The organism is Tabrizicola sp., assembly GCF_051645465.1.
Taxonomy (GTDB): Bacteria; Pseudomonadota; Alphaproteobacteria; order Rhodobacterales; family Rhodobacteraceae; genus Tabrizicola.
On record NZ_JBOFBI010000139.1, the window covers coordinates 1 to 18,627 of the forward strand.

An 18,627-nucleotide genomic window follows, 5' to 3' on the forward strand; every position below is an offset into this window, starting at 1 on the left:
TCTCAGGCTCTCTTGACTATGCTGTATCGCTCGACGGACTGCCTCTGTCGTGGTGGCGCTCCCGTGCGGAACCTGTCCCATAGCGCATCCCTCCATGCCGGGGAAAACAATGCACCACCAAACTCCGGGATCAAACAACTAGGCGGGCTCTACGCGGGCGTCAGTGAACCTTCGTGGCGTTCTGCTGGCCTTTGGTTGATGTTCTGGTTGCCACAGGTTGATGTCTTTCGGGCGTGCAGACGGGCACAGTGACAACGAACTGACGCAACGCACGTAATGGTGTAAGCGTGGACTTGCCGCACAAAGCCCGTCCGCAACCGGTCTGTGTTCAATTGCATCCGAAGACCAGACCTTCAGCGGCATTCTCGGTCCAGCCCGAATCGACCGAAGCAAGTTCGTCGATTGGGGCGGCATCTACAGCAATGCCGGGAGGCGCCAACGACTCAATTGCGAGACAGGTTCCATGAAGTGTCGGGTTACCTGCAACGCCAACCCACCGAGCTGTGATGTTTGGAACATTACGCCTCGTTTCGCCACGTTGTTCGAACTTGCGCCGTATCGCACGGTCGCGGAACTTCAGGCGGCAACTCTCGATGACGTCCATACATGGGCCAAGCTTGAACGCAGCGGCATCACGTAGAATCCGCCATTTGTGGGCTTGGTACGCTTGCCGTCAACACACGATTGGCGCCTCGGCACTTACTGGCAACGACAACGATCCGGAAAGAACAGAAAGATCAATCAAAGCAGTGTCATTCGTGTCGCTGCAGCGACCTTCGCCCTGTTCGGCTCCACCATCGGAAATCTCAGAAACCAGCTTGGTCTGGACCGCAGCTGAGGGCCGGATAGACTTCGTCGGTCACTTGCAGCCCGGCAGACCCAAGTCCGACCAAGTCTCGCTGGCTAGCACATAGGAGCCGCTCCAACGGCAAGCGCTGGGGCGGCATGCCCTCTGCTATTCCCACCAACGCCGCTGGTCGCGGCGTTTTTGGGTCGCACTACGGGCGTTCACGCATTGCGGGCGTCATTGAATGGCAAGACCCGCATCCGTCGCTTTGTCGCCGCATACCAGGCGTTGGCAACCGCTGGTCCGATTGGGGGCACTCCCGGTTCGCCGACGCCTGTGGGATAGCCATCGGAAGGGACGATGTGCACCTCTACCAGGGGCATTTCGTCGATCCGCAGCACCTCGTAGCCATCGAAGTTACCTTCGACGATCTGTCCGCCCTCCAACGTGATCCGCGACTTCAGGACGGCCCCGAGGCCGAAACCGATACCGCCCTCGATCTGGGACTTCACCTGATCGGGGATGACGGCCACGCCGCAGTCAAGCGCACAGACCACGCGTTCGACCTTTACATTCCCGTCCGTCACGGAAACCTCGGCCACCTGCGCCACGATCGTGTTGAAGCTTTCCGCGAGCGCCACACCCCGGAACCGCCCCTCCGGCGCAGGTGTTGCCCAGCCCGATTTGTCGGCAACTTCGCGTAGAACGGCGGCGTGGCGGGGGTGGTCGGCCAGCATCGCGAGGCGGAATTCGACCGGATCCTGACCCGCAGCCTCGGCCACTTCGTCAAGGAATGCTTCGACGGCATAGGCAGTATGCGTCGATCCGACGGCCCGCCACCACAGAACCGGAACGCCGGTGACCATGTTGGTCAGATCGACCTTCATGTTCGGGATCGCGTAAGGCAGGTTGTTTGCCCCCTCGATCGACGCATTGTCCGCGGCACCGGGTGTGGCAAACGCCGTGCCCGCCGTGATGGACTGCCCGACGATATGGTTCTGCCAACCGATCAGGCGGCCCTGATCATCCAGAGCCGCCCGCATCGCATGCATGAAAGCCGGACGATAGCGCCCGCCACGCATGTCGTCTTCGCGCGTCCATTGCATCTTTACCGGGCGGCCGACCGCCTTGGCCACGGCGACCGCCTCGACCACGACATCGCTGTCAAACGTCGCACGGCGGCCAAAACCGCCGCCTGTCTTCATGATATGCAGGATGACTTTGTCGGGCGTGACGCCCGCCACTTCCGCTGCCGCCATCTGGTGCCACAGGGGTGCCTGATGCCCGCCCCAAACCTCGACCGTGCCGTCTTCGTTGAAGCGTGCAACGGCATTCAAGGGCTCAAGGGCGGCATGCGCCAGGAACGGAAACTCGAACGATGCTTCCAGCACCTTGGCCGCCCCGGCGAAAGCGGCATCGACGTCGCCGTCATTGCGCACGTTCATTTCGGGCGGGCCGGCCATCGCGGTGCGGTAGGCGTCTTCGATTTCTCCGGTCGAACGCTTTTCGGCGGGGCTATCGTCCCAATCGACCGTCACAAGTTCCCGCCCACGCAATGCGGCCCACATATGTTCCCCAACAACGGCAAGCCCGCGCGGATGCGCAACCACATCGATGACACCGGGAACGTCTTTGGCCGCCGTCGCGTCGAACGACCGCACGGTAGCGCCAAACATCGGCGGATGGATCGGCACCGCCGTCAGCATGCCGTCCAGTTGCAGATCGACGGTGAACTGCTGCACGCCGTTCGATTTCTCGGCAGAGTCCATGCGCCGTTGCGCCGGGTTCCCAATCATCGTCCAGGCTGACTTGTCCTTCAACGTCACCGAAGCAGGCACCGGGACGGCCGCAGCAGCCTCGGCCAGTTCGCCGAAGGTCGCGCTCTTGTCTCCCGCCGTGACGACGCCTTTGGAAACCGTAACAGAGCCAGCATCGACCCCCCACAGCCCTGCCGCCGCCTGAACCAGCATCGCGCGGGCCGCAGCACCCGCCTGCCGATAGCGCAGGAAGGACGAGACCATGCCGGTCGAACCACCCGTAAGCTGGATGGCACCCCCGAAGTTAAGGTTGCCATACGCCTCGCCATAACCACCTTCGGCGCGCATCTGGGCGTAGTCGGCATCCAGCTCTTCCGCGATCAGCGTTGCGATTCCGCTGTAGATGCCCTGGCCCATATCAAAGTGCGCCGAAATCGCCGTGACGGTGTTGTCGGCGTTGATCCGCAGATACGGCATCACGGGTTGATCGGCGGGCGGCGGTGTCACGAAGCCAGGCAGGTCCTGCGCATAGGCCGGCCGAAAGCCGACCATGAAGCCGCCGATGACAGCCGTGACGCCCAGAAGAAAGCCGCGGCGCGAGGTGGGCAGTTTGCTCGCGGGGCTCAGAACATGGTTCAACATATTGGGCAGCATCGGATCATGCCTCCAGCAGTTTTGCGGCTTCGTGGATCGCGCCACGAATGCGGTGATAGGTGTTGCAACGGCACAGGTTCCCTGACATCGCACTGTCGATATCGGCGTCGGTCGGGGCCTTGTTGTTCGTCAGAAGATCAACTGCGGCAATGACCTGCCCCGACTGGCAGTAGCCGCACTGGGGGACATCGAGCGCCGTCCACACCTGCTGGACGACCTCGGTGACCCGTCCGGTCATGCCTTCGATGGTCGTTACCGAAAGCCCCTCGACCGAGGACAGCGGCGTCTGGCACGACCGGCTGGGCACGCCGTCAATCACCACCGTGCAGGCGCCGCAAAGCGCCTGGCCACAACCGAATTTGGTGCCTGTCAGCCCGACCATGTCCCTGATGGCCCACAGAAGTGGCATTTCGGGGTCGGCGTCGATCTGCTGGGGTTGTCCGTTCAACGTAAAACTGGTCATCATCGGCCCTTTCTGGCTTGGACGTTGATCAGCAGGGGCGCCTTGTTCGGCGCACTGCGGGGTTGCCTGGCGTTCGGTTTCCGTGCAAAAATCTGATGAGGTATTTTGAGTAGACAATATTGTCTAATTAGACAGGTCTGTCTAAAGATTCGTCAAGCGGCAAACTGCCGCTCTCATTGAAGTGAACGAGCCTGCAAATGTCTTTTCGTCCTGCCGAGCTTTCGCCACGCGACCGTATTCTGAAGACGGCATGGCGGCTGTTTTATGAGAACGGCTTTCGCGCGATCGGCATAGACCGGATCATCGCTGAAGCCGACGTTGCCAAGCAGTCCTTCTACAATCACTTTGCCTCGAAGGATGAGCTGATCGTCGCCTTGCTGGAACAGGCGGCGGTTCAAAGTGCAAAATGGGAGGCGGCCGCCATTTCAGGCCGACCCGATCCGTTGGTTGCCCTGGTAGAGGCGGCAGTCAGGCGAGCCGGTGAGAGTTCTTGTTTTGGTTGCCCGTTTCAGATTGGAGCCAGCGAATTCCCTGACCCGACCAACATCGTCTATCAGGCAGCGCGGCAGGCAAAGGACGCCACGCTTCACCGGTACAAGGCCTATGCCTCGCAGCAGAACCTTGTAGATCCGGAACGTGCGGCAAGTGATATCTTCCTCTTGATGGAAGGCATCTGGATCGCCGTACGCATTTTTGGCCGCGACGCGCCGGTCGGCCACGCAGCTGAAACAGCACGCAAGTTGACCGAGCGCTAGGGATCATCGATGCCTGCGGCCGCTACGGGCCAGCTATGGCTTTAGCTGAGGGCGAGTTTTGCTTGGCATCGCCTGGCTGAGTGTGGGCCTACAGCCCGGCTGGCGCTGCCTTTGGCTTTGGACAGGCTCAAATCGTATTCGAATGTTGGCTTTTCGTGACGCTGCGGTACGGAGGGTCAAGGGGAGCGAATGTCCGCAACGAGCCGATCCAGTCGCGTTTTCTCTGGAACCGGAGGCGTCCACATGCTGACCGTCTCGCTAATCGTCACGTCTGAGACGATCTGCTGCAGCCCTGCGCGGTCATCCTTACTTGCCTTCGGCTGCCGCTGCTCTTCCGGTAACAGATCCGCACACTCTTGGTGTAGTTGAAGTCACTTCGTTGGTCGATCTCAGCCTTTCGGCAGGTCTTTGCGACTGCATCATGCAGCCGTCATGAAACCATCGATTTACTGAAACGCAACTGTCGGAACCATGAACCGGTAACTCGGTTCGGAGTTCGCCGATGTTTTCTCTCGAAGGTCAGAAAGCGCTCGTCGTTGGAATCGCCAACAAACACTCCATTGCCTACGGCTGCGCCCGGGCACTGAAGGCGCAGGGGGCCGATCTCGCTATCACCTGGCTGAATGAGAAGGCCGAAGTTTACGTCCGCCCGTTGGCAGAAGAGCTCAGTGCCGACATCATGGCGCCACTCGATGTGGCCGAACCCGACGAACTCGAAGCGCTGTTCGAAACGATCACGCAGCGCTGGGGCAAGCTCGACACGCTCCTCCATTCCATCGCCTTCGCGCCGAAACCTGACCTGCACGGCCGGGTTGTCGATTGCTCGGCTGATGGGTTCAGCCTTGCCATGGATGTCTCGGTCCATTCCTTCCTGCGGATGATCCGTTTGGCCGAACCTCTGATGCCAGACGGAGGGTGCTGCCTCTCGGTCAGCTTCTTCGGCTCGTCCCGCGTGGTGCGGCACTACAATATGATGGGCCCTGTCAAGGCCGCGCTGGAAAGCTCGGTGCGGTATGCTGCGGCCGAACTCGGCGAAAAGGGCATCCGCGTTCACGCGCTTTCGCCCGGCCCGCTGAAGACCCGCGCCGCCAGCGGCATTGATCATTTCGACGAACTCTTGTCTGCCGCCTCGGACAGGGCGCCGACCCACCAGCTGGCCACGATTGAGGATGTCGGCGCGATGGCCGCTTTCCTCGCGTCGCCCGAGGCCCGCAATCTGACCGGCGGTGTCCATGACATCGACGGCGGCTTCTCAATCACCGCCTGAAGGGGGTTTCCATGACCAGTGTCTTTGATCTCTTCGACCCTGCCCGCCAGCCGCAGGTGCCCCGTCCCGAAGGCGATATGCTTGCCGCGATGCGAAACGGTATGAAAACGGCCGAAGACGAGATCGAGGCCGGGTCGGCCACCTTCAATATCCTGACGACAGCCGCCTCGCGTCAGTCGGCTCGGATCACCGAGACCCACTCTCGCCGTACCGAAGAGGCGTTGGAAAAGGCCAACGAGCTGATGGAGAACCTGCGGACCGCGCAGGCCGACGGGCGGCTTGGGGCGGACTATGCCGAATACATGCGCGATGCGTGGGAGCGGATGATCCTGACGATGGACACGCTGCGCAAACGCGGTGACATTTTCCTTGAGCATGAGGAAGCGGGTTGCCCGCCGGTCCTGATCTATGACTACGAGGTGGTCATGGACGGCAAGGATATGCCTTATCCATCGAACTACATTCTTCTGAAGATCACCCCACCCGAAGGTGTCAAGGTCGACGACAACCGCCGCCCCTACATCATCATCGACCCCCGTGCGGGCCACGGCCCTGGCATCGGCGGTTTCAAGACTGACAGCCAGGTTGGCGTGGCGCTGCGCGATGGCCACCCGGTCTATTTCGTCGCCTTCCGGCGCGAGCCCGAGCCGGGCCAGTTCCTGTCCTACGTCACCCGCACCCAGGCCGCGTTCGTGCGTGAGGTGATGCGGCGCCATCCCAACGCCTCGCGGCCCGTGATCACCGGCAACTGTCAGGGCGGCTGGGCGACGCTGCTTCTGGCCGCGACCAACCCCGACCTGACCGGCCCCATCGTGATCAACGGCGCTCCTGTGGCGCCCTGGGCGGGCAAGGTCGGTGAAAACCCCATGCGCTACAACGCGGGCGTCCTTGGCGGCACCTGGATCCCGATGTTCCTCTCCGACATCGGCGGCGGCATCTTCGACGGCGCGCATCTGGTGCAGAACTTCGAAATGATGAACCCCGCTCGGACCTTGTTCCGCAAGTACACAGACCTTTTCCGCGACATCGACAAGGGCGATGAGGTCTTCCTGGAATTCGAAAAATGGTGGGGCGGGTTCTTCCTGCTGACCGAGGCGGAGATCAAATGGATCGTCGAGCAGCTCTTCGTCGGCAACCGCCTGGTCAAGAACGAAGCCCGGATCGAGCCCGGCCGCCATGTTGACCTCAAGGCCATCCGCGCGCCGATCATCGTCTTCGCCAGCCACGGCGACAACATCACACCGCCCCAGCAAGCGCTCAACTGGATCGCCGAGACCTATACAGATGTCGACGAGATTCGTGTCCGTGGCCAGCGCATCATCTATATGGTGCATGAGCAGGTCGGCCACCTTGGCATCTTCGTCTCCTCCCAGATCGCCAAGAAAGAACACTCCGAAGTCGCCTCGACCCTGAAGACCATCGAAGCCCTCGCCCCCGGTCTTTACGAAATGCGCATCGAGGATGTGACCGAAAAGGATGGCAAAAAGCACTTCACCGTGGGCTTCCTTGAGCGCACGCTCGATGACATCCGCGCGCTGGATGACACGGTGGGTGACGAACGCCCCTTCGCCGCCGTCGCCCGCGCCGCCGAGGTGCAGGCGCAGCTTTATGACACCGTGCTTCGCCCGGTCGTCAAAGCGCTGGTCACGGAAACCGGGGCCGAAATGTCCCGCGCGCTGCATCCGGCACGGCTGACCCGGGCGCTCATCTCCAGCCGCAACCCGGTGATTCAAGGCGTCGAGGCGGCCGCCGAGAAGGTCAAGGCGGACCGCAACAAGGCCGCGGCCAGCAATCCCTTCCTTGCCGCCGAGGCGTTCTGGGTCCAGACCACCGAAAACATGATCGACTTCATGCGCGATAGCCGGGACTTGATGTTCGAGCTTACGTTCCACTCGGTCTGGGGTAGCCCCTGGGCCCGCGCCTTCGGCCGCACCCATGAGGCGCGCCGCACGCTGAAAAGCCATGGCGAGCTGCGCGGCCTGCCGGAAGTGGCAACGGCCCTGATGCATATCGAACAGGGCGGCTTCCCCGAGGCCGTCATCCGGATGCTGGTCCTTCTGGCCGACAACCGCGGCACCGTGCGCCGCGACCGGCTGGAACGCTCGGCCAAGGTTTTGACCCAGGACGAACCCTTCCGCAGTCTCGGCGCCGAGCGTCGGGCGATGATCATCCACCAGCAGACCCTCATCGCCACTTTCGAGACCGAAAGCGCCATCGACACCCTGCCGCTTCTCCTTCGTGACAAGGCCGAGCGCGAGCTGGCCCTCCAGGTCGTCCAGTACATCCCCGGCGAGATCGAGGAGATGTCGCCGCACACCCTCTCGCTCCTCCAGCGCTTCCGCGAGGTGCTGGACCTTGAGCCCCTGACAGAAAGCGTTACCGTGGATCCGCTGGCCGCCGCCGAACTTGACGCTACCGTCGAGCCTCCCGTAGCGACCGAAGCCACGGTCACCGCCGGAGCGCCCCCGCTAAACGGCAACGGCCGCCCTCGGCGGAAGCCCCAACCTGTGACAGACGCCGGCTCGGAGATTTGAGATGCATCTTGCGAACAAGACGTTCGATGAACTGCAGCCCGGCGACAGTGCCGAGTTGCGTCGCCTGATCACCGCGGATGACATCTACATTTTTGCCGCCGCCTCGGGCAATTCGAACCCGATGCACCTTACCGACAGCGATCTTGACGGGGACGGTACCACCGAACGGATCGCGCCGGGCATGTTCGTAGCCTCGCTGATCTCGGCAGTCCTTGGCACCCAGCTTCCCGGCCCTGGTACGCTTTACCGCCGCCAGTCGCTTGACTTCCACGCCCGCGCCCATGCCTGGGAGGAGATCATCGTCCGGGTCGAGGTTATGTCGAAAGCCGATGGCGTGGTGCGGCTGAAGACCGAAGTCCGCCATGCCAGCGATGGCAAGCTGATCGTCTCGGGCGAGGCCGAGGTGCTGGCCCCGACCGAGAAGTTCGACCAGGAGGACGCCGAGGTCCCCGGCCTTATCGTCCGACGCCACCGCCATTTCGAGGCGATCCTGGACCGCGCCCGACCGCTGCCTGCCTTGCCGACGGCGGTGGTCTGCCCGGATGACGCGAACTCGCTTGGCGGCGCGCTTCTGGCGGCCAAGGAAAGCATCATCACGCCGATCCTTGTCGGTAACGCCGAGGCGATCCGCGCGGCGGCGGCCGAGATCGGTGCGGACCTGACCGGCATCGAGATCGTCGACGTCACCGGCGACATCGCCGCATCCGAGCGGGCCTGCGCGCTGGTGCATGAGGGACGCGTGGCAGCGGTGATGAAAGGGCATCTCCACACCGACGACCTTCTGAAACCCATGGTGGACAAGGCGCTTGGCCTGCGTGTCGGACGCCGCTTCACCCATGTTTTCGTCATGGACGTGCCGGGCCAGCCCGAGCCGCTGTTCGTGACCGACGCCGCGATCAACATCGCCCCCGATCTTCCGACAAAAGTGGACATCTGTCAGAACGCCATAGACCTAGCCCTCTCGCTGGGCATGGACCCGCGCGTCGGCGTCCTCTCGGCGGTGGAGACCGTGAACCCCGCGATCCAGTCCTCGATTGACGCGGCCCTTCTGTCCAAGATGGCCGACCGGGGCCAGATCACCGGCGGGCAGGTCGAGGGGCCTTTAGCCATGGACAATGCCGTCGATATGGCCGCCGCGCGGACCAAGGGTCTGAAGGGCAATGTCGCAGGCCGGGCAAACATCCTGGTCGTGCCGGGCATTGATGCCGGGAACATGCTGGCCAAGCAGCTTGCCTTCATCAGCCATGCCGAAGGCGCGGGGCTGGTGCTTGGAGCCAAGGTTCCGGTGATCCTGAACAGTCGTTCGGACAGCCAGATGTCCCGCCTTGCCTCTTGCGCCGTGGCGGCGATCCACCACTTCGCCGGGGCGAAGAAATGACCCGCGCCGTCCTTACGCTCAATGCGGGCTCCTCGTCGCTGAAAGTCTCGCTCTTTCCCGAAAACGGAGAAACGCCCCTTGCGACCGGTCTCGCCGATCGCATCGGGCCTGAGGGCGTCCTGAAGCTGAAAGACGCATCGGGTACCCCTATCGAGACCACCGGCGACCTGACCAATCACGCGGGCGCAATGGCCGCGGTGATCGACGGCTTCCGCGCCCACTTTTCCGACCTTGACCTTGTCGCCATCGGCCACCGCGTCGTCCACGGCGGGGCAGACCGCGACGCGCCTGCCACGGTGACCGATGACCTTCTCGCTGATCTTGAAAGACTTTCCCCCTTTGCCCCCCTGCACCAGCCCCACAACCTTGCAGGCATCCGCGCCGCGATGGCAGCCTTTCCCGGCGTGCCGCAGGTGACCTGTTTCGATACCGCCTTCCACCGCAACCAGCCCTTCGTGAACGACACTTTCGCCCTCCCGCGCGAGATGTATGCCGAAGGCGTGCGCCGCTATGGCTTCCACGGGCTCAGCTACGACTACATCGCTGGCGAACTCGCCCGCACCGCACCGCAACTGGCCGAAGGCCGGGTCGTCGTGGCGCACTTGGGTAACGGCGCCTCGATGTGCGGGATCACGAACGGTCGTTCGATTTCATCGACCATGGGTTTTTCGGCGCTTGACGGCCTGCCGATGGGAACCCGCTGCGGGCAGGTCGATCCGGGGGTGCTTCTGTACCTCATGGACCAAAAGGGCATGACAGCGACCGAGATATCGGACCTTCTCTACAAGAAATCCGGTCTCCTCGGCCTCTCTGGCCTTTCGAACGACATGCGTACACTGGAAGCCGCTGGTACGCCCGAGGCTATGCAGGCCATCGACTACTTCGTCTTCCGCTGCCAGCGCGAACTCGGCGCCATGGCCGCAGCCCTGAGCGGGATCGACGCCGTGGTCTTCTGCGGTGGCATCGGCGAGAACTCCCGCCTGATCCGCGCCCGCATCTGCGAACGGCTGGACTGGATGGGGATCGAGATTGACCACGCCAGGAATGCGGCCAACGAACGAGTCATCTCCTCCGATATCGCCCGGACCACAGTCATGGTGATCCCGACAAACGAGGAACTGGTGATCGCCCGCGCCGCCCGCGCGGCGGTTGGCCTGCAGGAGGCGGCAGAGTGAAGGGCTGTCTGAAACCCGAAGCCGCTGCAGAGCTGATCCCCGAAGGCGCAAGCCTGATGATCGGCGGCTTCATGGCGGTGGGCACGCCGGAACGTATGATCGACGCCATCGTAGCGCGCAGCATCGGCGGGCTAACCGTCATCGCCAACGACACCGCCATGCCCGGCAAAGGCATCGGCAAGCTGATCAGCGCGGGCTTAGTCCGCCATGTCATCGCCAGCCACATTGGCCTCAACCCCGAAACGCAGGCCAAGATGATCTCGGGCGAGATCACCTGCGAACTGGTCCCGCAAGGCACCTTGATCGAACGCATCCGCGCGGGTGGCATGGGGCTTGGCGGCATCCTCACCCCTACCGGTCTTTCCACCGAGGTCGAGGAGGGAAAGCAGATCGTCACGGTCGAAGGCAACCGTTACCTTGTCGAGACTCCGCTCAAGGCCGATTTCGCGCTGATCGGGGCTTGGCAGGCCGACTATATCGGCAATCTCAGCTACATGCTGACCGCCCACAACTTTAACCCGATCATAGCTCTGGCCGGTCGCACCGTGATCGCTGAGGCGGAAAACATCGTGCCGGTGGGGGTGATCCCGCCCGACGCGGTCAAGACCCCGGGCGTTCTGGTCGATCACCTGCTGATCCGCGCAGCGTAAGGGGGCATGATGGACGCCAAGGAACTCATCGCCCGCCGTGTCGCACGGGAAATCATGCCGGGGACGCTGGTCAACCTGGGGATCGGGCTGCCATCGATGGTCGCGAACTTCGTGCCCGCCGACCTCGGCGTCTTCTTCCAGGCCGAAAACGGCGTCATCGGCCTTGGCGCCCGCCCGCCCGAAGGCATGGAGGACCACCACCTGACCGACGCAGGCGGCGGCTTCGTGACTGCCGTGCCAGGCGCCGCCAGCATCGACAGCGCCATGAGCTTTGGCCTCATCCGGGGCGGGCATCTGGACATGACCGTGCTCGGCGGCCTGCAGGTTGATGAGGCAGGGCATCTGGCGAACTGGAAAGTGCCGGGCAAGATGGTCCCCGGCATGGGCGGCGCGATGGACCTTGTCACCGGGGCTGCCCGTGTGATCGTGGCCATGCAGCACTCCGCCAAGGGGAACTCGAAAATCGTCCCCCGCTGCACGCTTCCCCTGACCGCGCTCCGTCGCGTTGATCTTATCGTCACCGATCTTGCCGTCATCGAACCCACCGGCGCAGGCCTTGTCCTTAGGGAACGCGCGCCCGGCGTCAGCATCGACGACATCCGCTCCGCCACCGAAGCCGCGCTCGTCGTCCCCGACGAGGTGCCGGAAATGACCCTGATCTGAGGCCAGACATGCCCGGGCCACGCGCAGCAATTGCCATCGGTCAGATCCTGTTTCAAAGGAGCACGCGATGCTGAAGATCGAGAAAATCGGTGTGATCGGCGGCGGCACCATGGGCAGTGGCATCGCCCAGGTCTTCGCCATGGCTGGCTATCCGGTCCTGGTGCAGGACCTTGCCGAACCAGCACTTGACCGGGCGCGGAAGACGGTCGAGACCAGCCTGTCCCGCCTGGTGAAAAAAGGCACTTTGACCGAGGCGAAAGCAGCCCAGGCCATGGCGCTGATCGCAACAACGACCGTCTTCGACCTCATGGACGACCGCGACCTCGTGATCGAGGCCATCGTCGAGAAGGTCGAGATCAAGACCGAGCTTCTCAAGCGCCTCGACGGCATCTGCCGCCATGATGCGGTCTTTGCCTCCAACACCTCCTCGATCTCGTTGACCGAGCTTGCCGCAGCCTCGGCGCATCCCGGCCGGGTGATCGGCATGCACTTCTTCAACCCCGTCCCGATGATGCAGCTGGTGGAAATCATCCGGGCGCTTCAGACCACTGATGCGGTGTCCGATGCTGTGACCGACCTCACCCTCGCCATCGGCAAGACCCCCCGCGTGTCCAAGGACAGCTACGGCTTCATCGTCAACCGCCTCCTCGCCCCGCAGATCAACGAAGCGATCAACTGCGTCTATGAAGGCCTTGCCACCGCCGAAGACATCGACAGCATGATGAAACTTGGCGCCAATCACCCGATGGGGCCGCTCGCCCTTGGTGACCTGATCGGGCTTGATGTCGTCCTGAACATCATGGAAACCCTCTACCAGGGCTTCGATGATCCGAAGTACCGCGCAAGCCCGCTTCTGAAGCAGATGGTTGCCGCTGGCTACCTTGGCCGCAAGACCGGCAAGGGCTTTGCCGAGTACCATCAGCGCTAGCTTCCTGCAAAGGGCGGGGGATGCAGACCTTCCAGGCCGAAGACGGCACAGCCCTTGCCTATCGCGTTGACGGCCAGGGCCTGCCGCTTCTGGCACTCGCGGGCCTGACCCGCGACAACCGCGATTTCGACTATCTCGCCCGCCACCTGCCCCCCGATATCCGCCTGATCCGCCTCGACAGCCGTGGTCGGGGTGATTCCGGCTGGTCGGCACCCGAGACCTACACCGTCGCGCAAGAGGCGATGGACGCCCTGGCCCTGCTCGACCATCTGCAGATCGACCGCGCGGCCATCATCGGCTCTTCCCGGGGCGGGCTGCTGGGCATGGTGATTGCCGCAACCGCAAAGCACCGGCTTTTGGGCCTTTGCCTTAACGACGTAGGCCCGGTACTCGAACGCGACGGCCTCCTCCGCATCGGCACTTATGTCGGGATCGAACCGACCGTTCCGACGCTCACGGAAATCGCCGATCGCATGCCGTCCGCCATGCCAGGCTTTGACCAAGTACCCGCACTGCGCTGGCAAGAGGAAACCATCCGCCACTACGTCCAGCTCGACGGCCGCGTCGGGCTGACCTATGATCCAGCCCTGCGCATCGCCTTCGACGCCGCCATGGCCGCCCCCTTTCCCGACCTCTGGCCGCTCTTCGACGCATGTGAGGGGCTATTGCTCGCGCTCATCCGCGGCGCGGCGTCGGACGTGCTGAGCGCCACCACGGTGGAGGAGATGCGCAGCCGCCGCCCAGACATGTTCTTTGCCGAAGTACCGGCGCGAGGCCACATCCCATTTCTCGACGAACCAGAGGCGACTGGACTGATAAAGCGGTGGCTGGGCGCGGTTAGTTGCCTGGCGTGACTGCCACTTCATCTGCCTGAAAACACGCTGCGGCAGCGATGAGTACGTTCTCGGTCGCGGGGCCGAGGTTGACCTGCAGATGATGATCATCCGGGTCAACGATAGGCGGGCGGCGCGCGAAATCCGGCAGAATGCTGGCTTGCCCATTCGTAATGCCGAACGTCGAAGGCTTGATGTTGTGGCCGTTCGCCGCAAGCGTCGTCCTGCCGACCATAACCTGAAGCCCGGATCGCACGACAGAAACTGCCGCTGCCACGTCGCCTGTTTGCGGTAGCCGTCCATACGTCGCCAGAGGTCGTATCCGGCAGCATCCACCACAGCAATCGATACGCCGTTTCCGACAACGGTTCTGCAAGAAACACGCGCCATGAATCGAACCTACAGGCGGATATCTCAGCTCAGTTTGCGCTCACACGCCCGATCCCGTGTGGAGCTGGATTGGACTTGCCCGGGCAAGTCCAAGTTGATCCGGCCTATGGATGCGCAGCTGGCGGACTACTCGGCTTTACTCGCCACAAGTGGTCCCGGCTGATCAAAATGGACTAACGCTCACGCTGGATCGGTGGGTTGAGCCTCATCACGTAAAAGTCGCAGCTCGGCCCCAACGATTGGCAGCTCGATTCAATGCAGATCCACCGAAAAGCGGATGGCCCCACTTCGTCTCTAACGACCGAGCGGCGAACGAGGCCCACCACAGCCTACACAGTGCGTTTCTACGGTACGCGCCTTCGGCCAACCGACGGGAAAGACGTGACAAATCCCCAAGAAAACGGAAAGCCATCTAACAGATGGAACTGGGTGGCGGACCCGGAGCGATTCGAACGCCCGACCCTCAGATTCGTAGTCTGATGCTCTATCCAGCTGAGCTACGGGTCCGCAAGCTCCGGCGATGTAGCCTTGCCGGACACGCAATGCAAGGGCGAATTCACGCTGTCTGATCGGTCGTTTGCTTCGGAAGGTGGATCGCGAACTCGGTCCCGTCCTCGTCGCTGCGGGCAAGCTCGAGCCGGCCGCCGTGACCGCGGATCAGCTCGGCCGAGATGGCAAGGCCAAGGCCGGTACCCCCCTTCCGCGCGCCGCCCTGAAAGGCCGCAAAAAGGTGCTCGCGCGCCTTGGGCGGCAGGCCCGGGCCGGTATCCCCGACGCGGATCCACCATTCGGTCTCGGCTTCGCCCGCCGATATCTCGATGGTGCCGGGCTGGCCCTTTCCTTCGATCGCCTGGCGGGCGTTGCGGACCAGATTTGCGAGCACCCGGTAAAGCTGTTCCTCGTCCGCCCGGATCACCAGCCCCGGCGGCACGTCGATCAGGCAGGTCACCTGTCCGGCGCTGGCCAGGCCTTCGCCCTCGACCACATCGTCGGCCAGCTTGGCGAAGTTCAGGCGGCGCAGCTGTGGCGGGGGCTCTTCGGCCTTGCCGAAGGTCAGCGTGGCTTCGCACAGCGATACCGCCCGGCCGATCGATCCGACGAGCTTTGGCGCGGCCCTTGCCACCACCGGATCGGCGCTGCCCTCGATCCGGTCTGCGAAAAGCTGCGCGGTCGTCAGGATGTTGCGCAGATCGTGGCTGATCTTCGCGACCGCCCCCCCAAGCTGCGCCAGCCGTTCCTTCTGGCGCAGCGCCCCCGTCAGCTGGGTCTGCATCGACTGCAGCGCCTCTTCGGCCGCGCGCAGCTCTTCAACATCCGCGGTCGGCTCGATCACGCGCCGCGCATCCTCCGGCGCTTCGGCATAGGCCTGCATGTGCCGCACGACCCTTCGGATCGGCATCACCAGCAGCCGCCGCACCGCCAGGAACAGCAGGAACGCCGTGACAATCGAAATCAGCGCGGAAAGCGCCAGAATGCGCAAACCATAGTCCACCATCGCATCGCGAAGCGACTTCGTCTCCATCGTCACTTCGATCAGGGTTCCGGCATCCTGCACCGGATAGCCGATCACCCGCACGAGCCGGTTCTGCGGATCAAGCAGAACGCTGAACGCATCGCGGATCAGCTCCCAGGGCCCGGCCATCCGAAGATCGTAGCTCGCATGGACCTCGCCCGGTATCGGCGAGGACAGGACCAGCTGACGAACCTCATTGCGCCGCAGAACGACGTTGTAGACCTCGGCATTGGCCAGAAGCTCGGCCTCAAGCTCGGGCGACACCATGTCTTCGGCCGCAAGCTGGGTCAGGGCGGCGATCTGCGCCTGCTTCAGCCGGGTGAGCATGAAGTCGGCGCGGAACCGGGCGATCGAGGGCACAAAGATCAGGACCTCGGCCAGCATCACGAAGATGACTGTGAGGATCAGGAAGCGCCCCGAAAGTGTGCTGAGAAAACTCTTGCGTCTTTCGGTCACCCGAACCTTCCTTGTCCGGCCTTAAGGCACCAGGCGCTGTATCAGGCGCACAATGCGCTTCAGCGTGGGGCTCTCAAACAGCTGCGGGCCAAAATAGGCCCCCGCCGCGCGTTTGGAAACCTCTCCCAGGGTGGGATAGGGCGCGACCATGCCCGCAATCGCCGACATCTTCAGCTTTGCATTGATCGCAAGCGCCCAAAGCCCGATCAACTCCCCCGCCTGAGGCCCGACGATCGAGGCGCCGACCGGCCGTCCCTTGACGATCATCACCTTGATCAGGCCATTGTCCTTGCCCTCGGCCTGCGCCCGGTCGTTGTGGTGGAACTCGGCCCGCACCACGGTCAGCGCCGCGCCATGTGCCGCGCGGGCCTCGGCCTCGGTCAGCCCGACCTGCGCCAGTTCAGGGTCGGTGTAGGTCGCACGCGGAACGGCGCGCAGGTCGGCCTTGGCGGGCAGTCCCAGCACCGCCTGCCGGATCACGATCCCCGCATGCCAGCCCGCGACATGGGTGAACTGCAGGCCACCCGCCGCATCCCCCACCGCATAGACCCGCCGATTCGAGCTTCGGAGCCGTGCATCCACCGTGATGCCCTTTGGCGTGTAGGCAATCCCCGCCGCCTCAAGGTTCATGCCCTCGACCGAAACCTTCCGCCCCACCGCCATAAGGATATGGCTGCCCGTCGCTTGACGCCCGTCGCCCAGCGTAACCTCCACAGCCCCGGCGCTCCCCGCCAGCCGGACGACCGGCGCCCCATCTATCAGGTCGATACCCTCGGCCTCCAGCGCCTCGATCAGAACGGCGGCCAGCTCCGGATCCTCGCGCCCCAGAACCTTGGCGGCCTCGACAATCGTGACTTTGCTCCCCAGACGGCGATGCGCCTGCGCCATCTCCACACCGATCGGCCCGCCACCAATGACGATCAGATGCTCGGGTCGCTCGCGTAAGCCGAAGATCGTCTCATTGGTCAGATAGGGCACCGTCTCGATCCCCTGAACCTGCGGCACGAAAGGACGCGAGCCGGTGGCGATAACGAACCTCCGCGCCCGGATGGTGTGCTCCCCGGCCTCCACCTCCCGCGGCCCGGTGAATCGGGCAAAGGCGCGGATCACCGTGCAGCCCAGCCCCTCGAACCGCTCTTGGCTGTCGACCGGCGCGATCTGGGCGATCACCGCGGCCACGTGGTCCTTCACCGCCCCGAAATCCACCTTGGGCTTGACCGCTGCAACCCCGCGAAAGCCGCGTCGCTGCGCCTCGGCGGCCTTGGCGGCGGCGATCAGCGCCTTCGACGGCACGCAGCCCGCGTTCAGGCAGTCGCCTCCCATCTCGCCCGCTTCGATCAGCACGACCCGCGCGCCCATCTGCACCGCCCCCGCGGCGACGGACAGACCGCCAGAGCCGGCACCGATCACGCAGATATCCGTCTTGATCTGCGGCATTCAGCGCTCCTTTCGAAGAAGCTTCAACGCTATCGGCAGGGCTGCCAACACTGCAAGGCCAAGAAGAGGCAGGAGGACAGGAGGTGTAAAGATGACACCCAGGTCCGGCTTCTGACCCAGGGCGAAAACCTTGCCCAGACCCGAGCCAACCGAAGTAAAGACGAACGCGCCGGGGATGATGCCCAGGAAAGTCGTCACCGCAAAGGGCCAGAGGCGGGTGCCGACAAAGGCCGGGATCAGGTTGGCCAGAAAGAACGGTACGGCCGGGACCAGCCGCATCAGCAACAGAGCCGACCACTCATTTTCGCGCAGCGCCGCCTGCAGCTTGCCCGCGCGCCCGCCTGCCGTCTCGATCCTGACCGCCGTGTCGGCGCCAAACCCCATTCGTGCGGCAAGGAAGATCGCGATGGCCCCCGTCCCGGCCGCAAGCACGTTGAAAAAAACTCCCGGGAACAGGCCGAAAAGGAAGCCGCCCGCCAGCGTGGCCACGGTTGCACCCGGAAGACTCAGGGCGACGATTGCCACGTAAGCCGCAAGGAAAACCACGACGGCCCACAGGTAATGTGCATCGCGGAACGCCATAAGCTCCTCGCGATGGCGGGCCAAGGCGTCAAAGCTCAACTGATCCCGCAGCAGAAAGGCTCCCACCAAAGCCACGGCCAGAATGACGAGAATCGGCAAGCGACGCAGCCAGCTGCTGCGGGTCCCCTCAGGCGATCTTTGGTCAACAGGAGACACATTCGTTCCTTGCATAGACGCCGAACATGGCGCAGGACGCGGCTATGCGACAGGGGTTTCACGCGGCCTTGAAGCGCAACACCCGCTGCAGGCCCCGGATGAAACACTTCGGGACGTTTCACCCCGAATTGTTGCAGGAAATCCGCGCCGAACGCGTTGACTTGCCGCGAAAGCGCCCGTAAAGGACGGTCTTCAAGTTTGAAGGCCCTCGAATCCATGCGGGGTTCGGGCCAAATCTGATGGAGAGCC

At 63.5% G+C, this 18,627-nt stretch carries 15 protein-coding genes and 1 tRNA gene; 9 read left to right on the forward strand and 7 right to left on the reverse strand.

The window, feature by feature from the left end; translation table 11 throughout:
- Positions 1–1,008: 1,008 nt before the first annotated feature.
- Entirely contained in the window at positions 1,009–3,198 is a 2,190-nt protein-coding gene (locus ACRCSW_RS08380; RefSeq protein ID WP_438704172.1) for a molybdopterin cofactor-binding domain-containing protein, read from the reverse strand.
- A 4-nt stretch (positions 3,199–3,202) separates the two neighbouring features.
- Positions 3,203–3,661 carry a (2Fe-2S)-binding protein gene (locus tag ACRCSW_RS08385; protein WP_438704230.1) on the reverse strand — a complete coding sequence of 153 codons (459 nt, stop codon included), beginning with the start codon at positions 3,659–3,661 and terminating at the stop codon, positions 3,203–3,205.
- 197 nt (positions 3,662–3,858) lie between these two features.
- Between ACRCSW_RS08385 and ACRCSW_RS08390 the strand changes: the two genes are divergently transcribed.
- The 9 genes from ACRCSW_RS08390 (at position 3,859) to ACRCSW_RS08430 (ending at position 13,865) form a co-directional block, all read left to right on the forward strand.
- Positions 3,859–4,416 carry a TetR/AcrR family transcriptional regulator gene (locus ACRCSW_RS08390; protein ID WP_438704174.1) on the forward strand — a complete coding sequence of 186 codons (558 nt, stop codon included), beginning with the start codon at positions 3,859–3,861 and terminating at the stop codon, positions 4,414–4,416.
- 502 nt (positions 4,417–4,918) lie between these two features.
- Positions 4,919–5,683 (forward strand): enoyl-ACP reductase FabI, encoded by a 765-nt coding sequence (gene fabI / locus ACRCSW_RS08395; RefSeq protein WP_438704175.1) that lies wholly within the window; start codon positions 4,919–4,921, stop codon positions 5,681–5,683.
- 11 nt (positions 5,684–5,694) lie between these two features.
- Entirely contained in the window at positions 5,695–8,217 is a 2,523-nt protein-coding gene (locus ACRCSW_RS08400) for a DUF3141 domain-containing protein (protein ID WP_438704177.1), read from the forward strand.
- A gap of 1 nt (position 8,218) precedes the next feature.
- Positions 8,219–9,595: a bifunctional enoyl-CoA hydratase/phosphate acetyltransferase gene (locus tag ACRCSW_RS08405; RefSeq protein ID WP_438704179.1), complete on the forward strand. Its 1,377-nt coding sequence runs from the start codon at positions 8,219–8,221 to the stop codon at positions 9,593–9,595.
- Positions 9,592–10,770 (forward strand): acetate/propionate family kinase, encoded by a 1,179-nt coding sequence (locus ACRCSW_RS08410; protein WP_438704180.1) that lies wholly within the window; start codon positions 9,592–9,594, stop codon positions 10,768–10,770. Before ACRCSW_RS08405 ends, ACRCSW_RS08410 begins: the two co-directional genes overlap by 4 nt.
- Positions 10,767–11,420, forward strand: coding sequence for a CoA transferase subunit A (locus tag ACRCSW_RS08415; protein ID WP_438704182.1), 654 nt, complete (start codon positions 10,767–10,769; stop codon positions 11,418–11,420). Before ACRCSW_RS08410 ends, ACRCSW_RS08415 begins: the two co-directional genes overlap by 4 nt.
- 9 nt (positions 11,421–11,429) lie before the next feature.
- Positions 11,430–12,083: a 3-oxoacid CoA-transferase subunit B gene (locus ACRCSW_RS08420; RefSeq protein WP_438704231.1), complete on the forward strand. Its 654-nt coding sequence runs from the start codon at positions 11,430–11,432 to the stop codon at positions 12,081–12,083.
- A gap of 67 nt (positions 12,084–12,150) precedes the next feature.
- Positions 12,151–13,011, forward strand: coding sequence for a 3-hydroxybutyryl-CoA dehydrogenase (locus ACRCSW_RS08425; RefSeq protein WP_438704184.1), 861 nt, complete (start codon positions 12,151–12,153; stop codon positions 13,009–13,011).
- 20 nt (positions 13,012–13,031) lie between these two features.
- Positions 13,032–13,865 (forward strand): alpha/beta fold hydrolase, encoded by an 834-nt coding sequence (locus tag ACRCSW_RS08430; RefSeq protein ID WP_438704186.1) that lies wholly within the window; start codon positions 13,032–13,034, stop codon positions 13,863–13,865.
- On the opposite strand, the gene ACRCSW_RS08435 is transcribed toward ACRCSW_RS08430, so the two are convergent.
- From ACRCSW_RS08435 to ACRCSW_RS08455, 5 genes are all read right to left on the reverse strand, one after another.
- Positions 13,849–14,121, reverse strand: a complete 273-nt coding sequence (locus ACRCSW_RS08435; RefSeq protein WP_438704187.1) for a hypothetical protein — start codon at positions 14,119–14,121, stop codon at positions 13,849–13,851. The genes ACRCSW_RS08430 and ACRCSW_RS08435 overlap by 17 nt on opposite strands.
- Positions 14,122–14,664: 543 nt before the next feature.
- Positions 14,665–14,741: transfer RNA gene (locus ACRCSW_RS08440), tRNA-Arg, on the reverse strand.
- Positions 14,742–14,790: 49 nt separating this feature from the next.
- Positions 14,791–16,131, reverse strand: coding sequence for a sensor histidine kinase (locus ACRCSW_RS08445; RefSeq protein WP_438704233.1), 1,341 nt, complete (start codon positions 16,129–16,131; stop codon positions 14,791–14,793).
- A 93-nt stretch (positions 16,132–16,224) separates the two neighbouring features.
- Positions 16,225–17,640 carry a dihydrolipoyl dehydrogenase family protein gene (locus tag ACRCSW_RS08450; RefSeq protein ID WP_438704189.1) on the reverse strand — a complete coding sequence of 472 codons (1,416 nt, stop codon included), beginning with the start codon at positions 17,638–17,640 and terminating at the stop codon, positions 16,225–16,227.
- Positions 17,641–18,393: a TVP38/TMEM64 family protein gene (locus tag ACRCSW_RS08455; RefSeq protein WP_438704190.1), complete on the reverse strand. Its 753-nt coding sequence runs from the start codon at positions 18,391–18,393 to the stop codon at positions 17,641–17,643.
- Positions 18,394–18,627 lie beyond the last annotated feature (234 nt).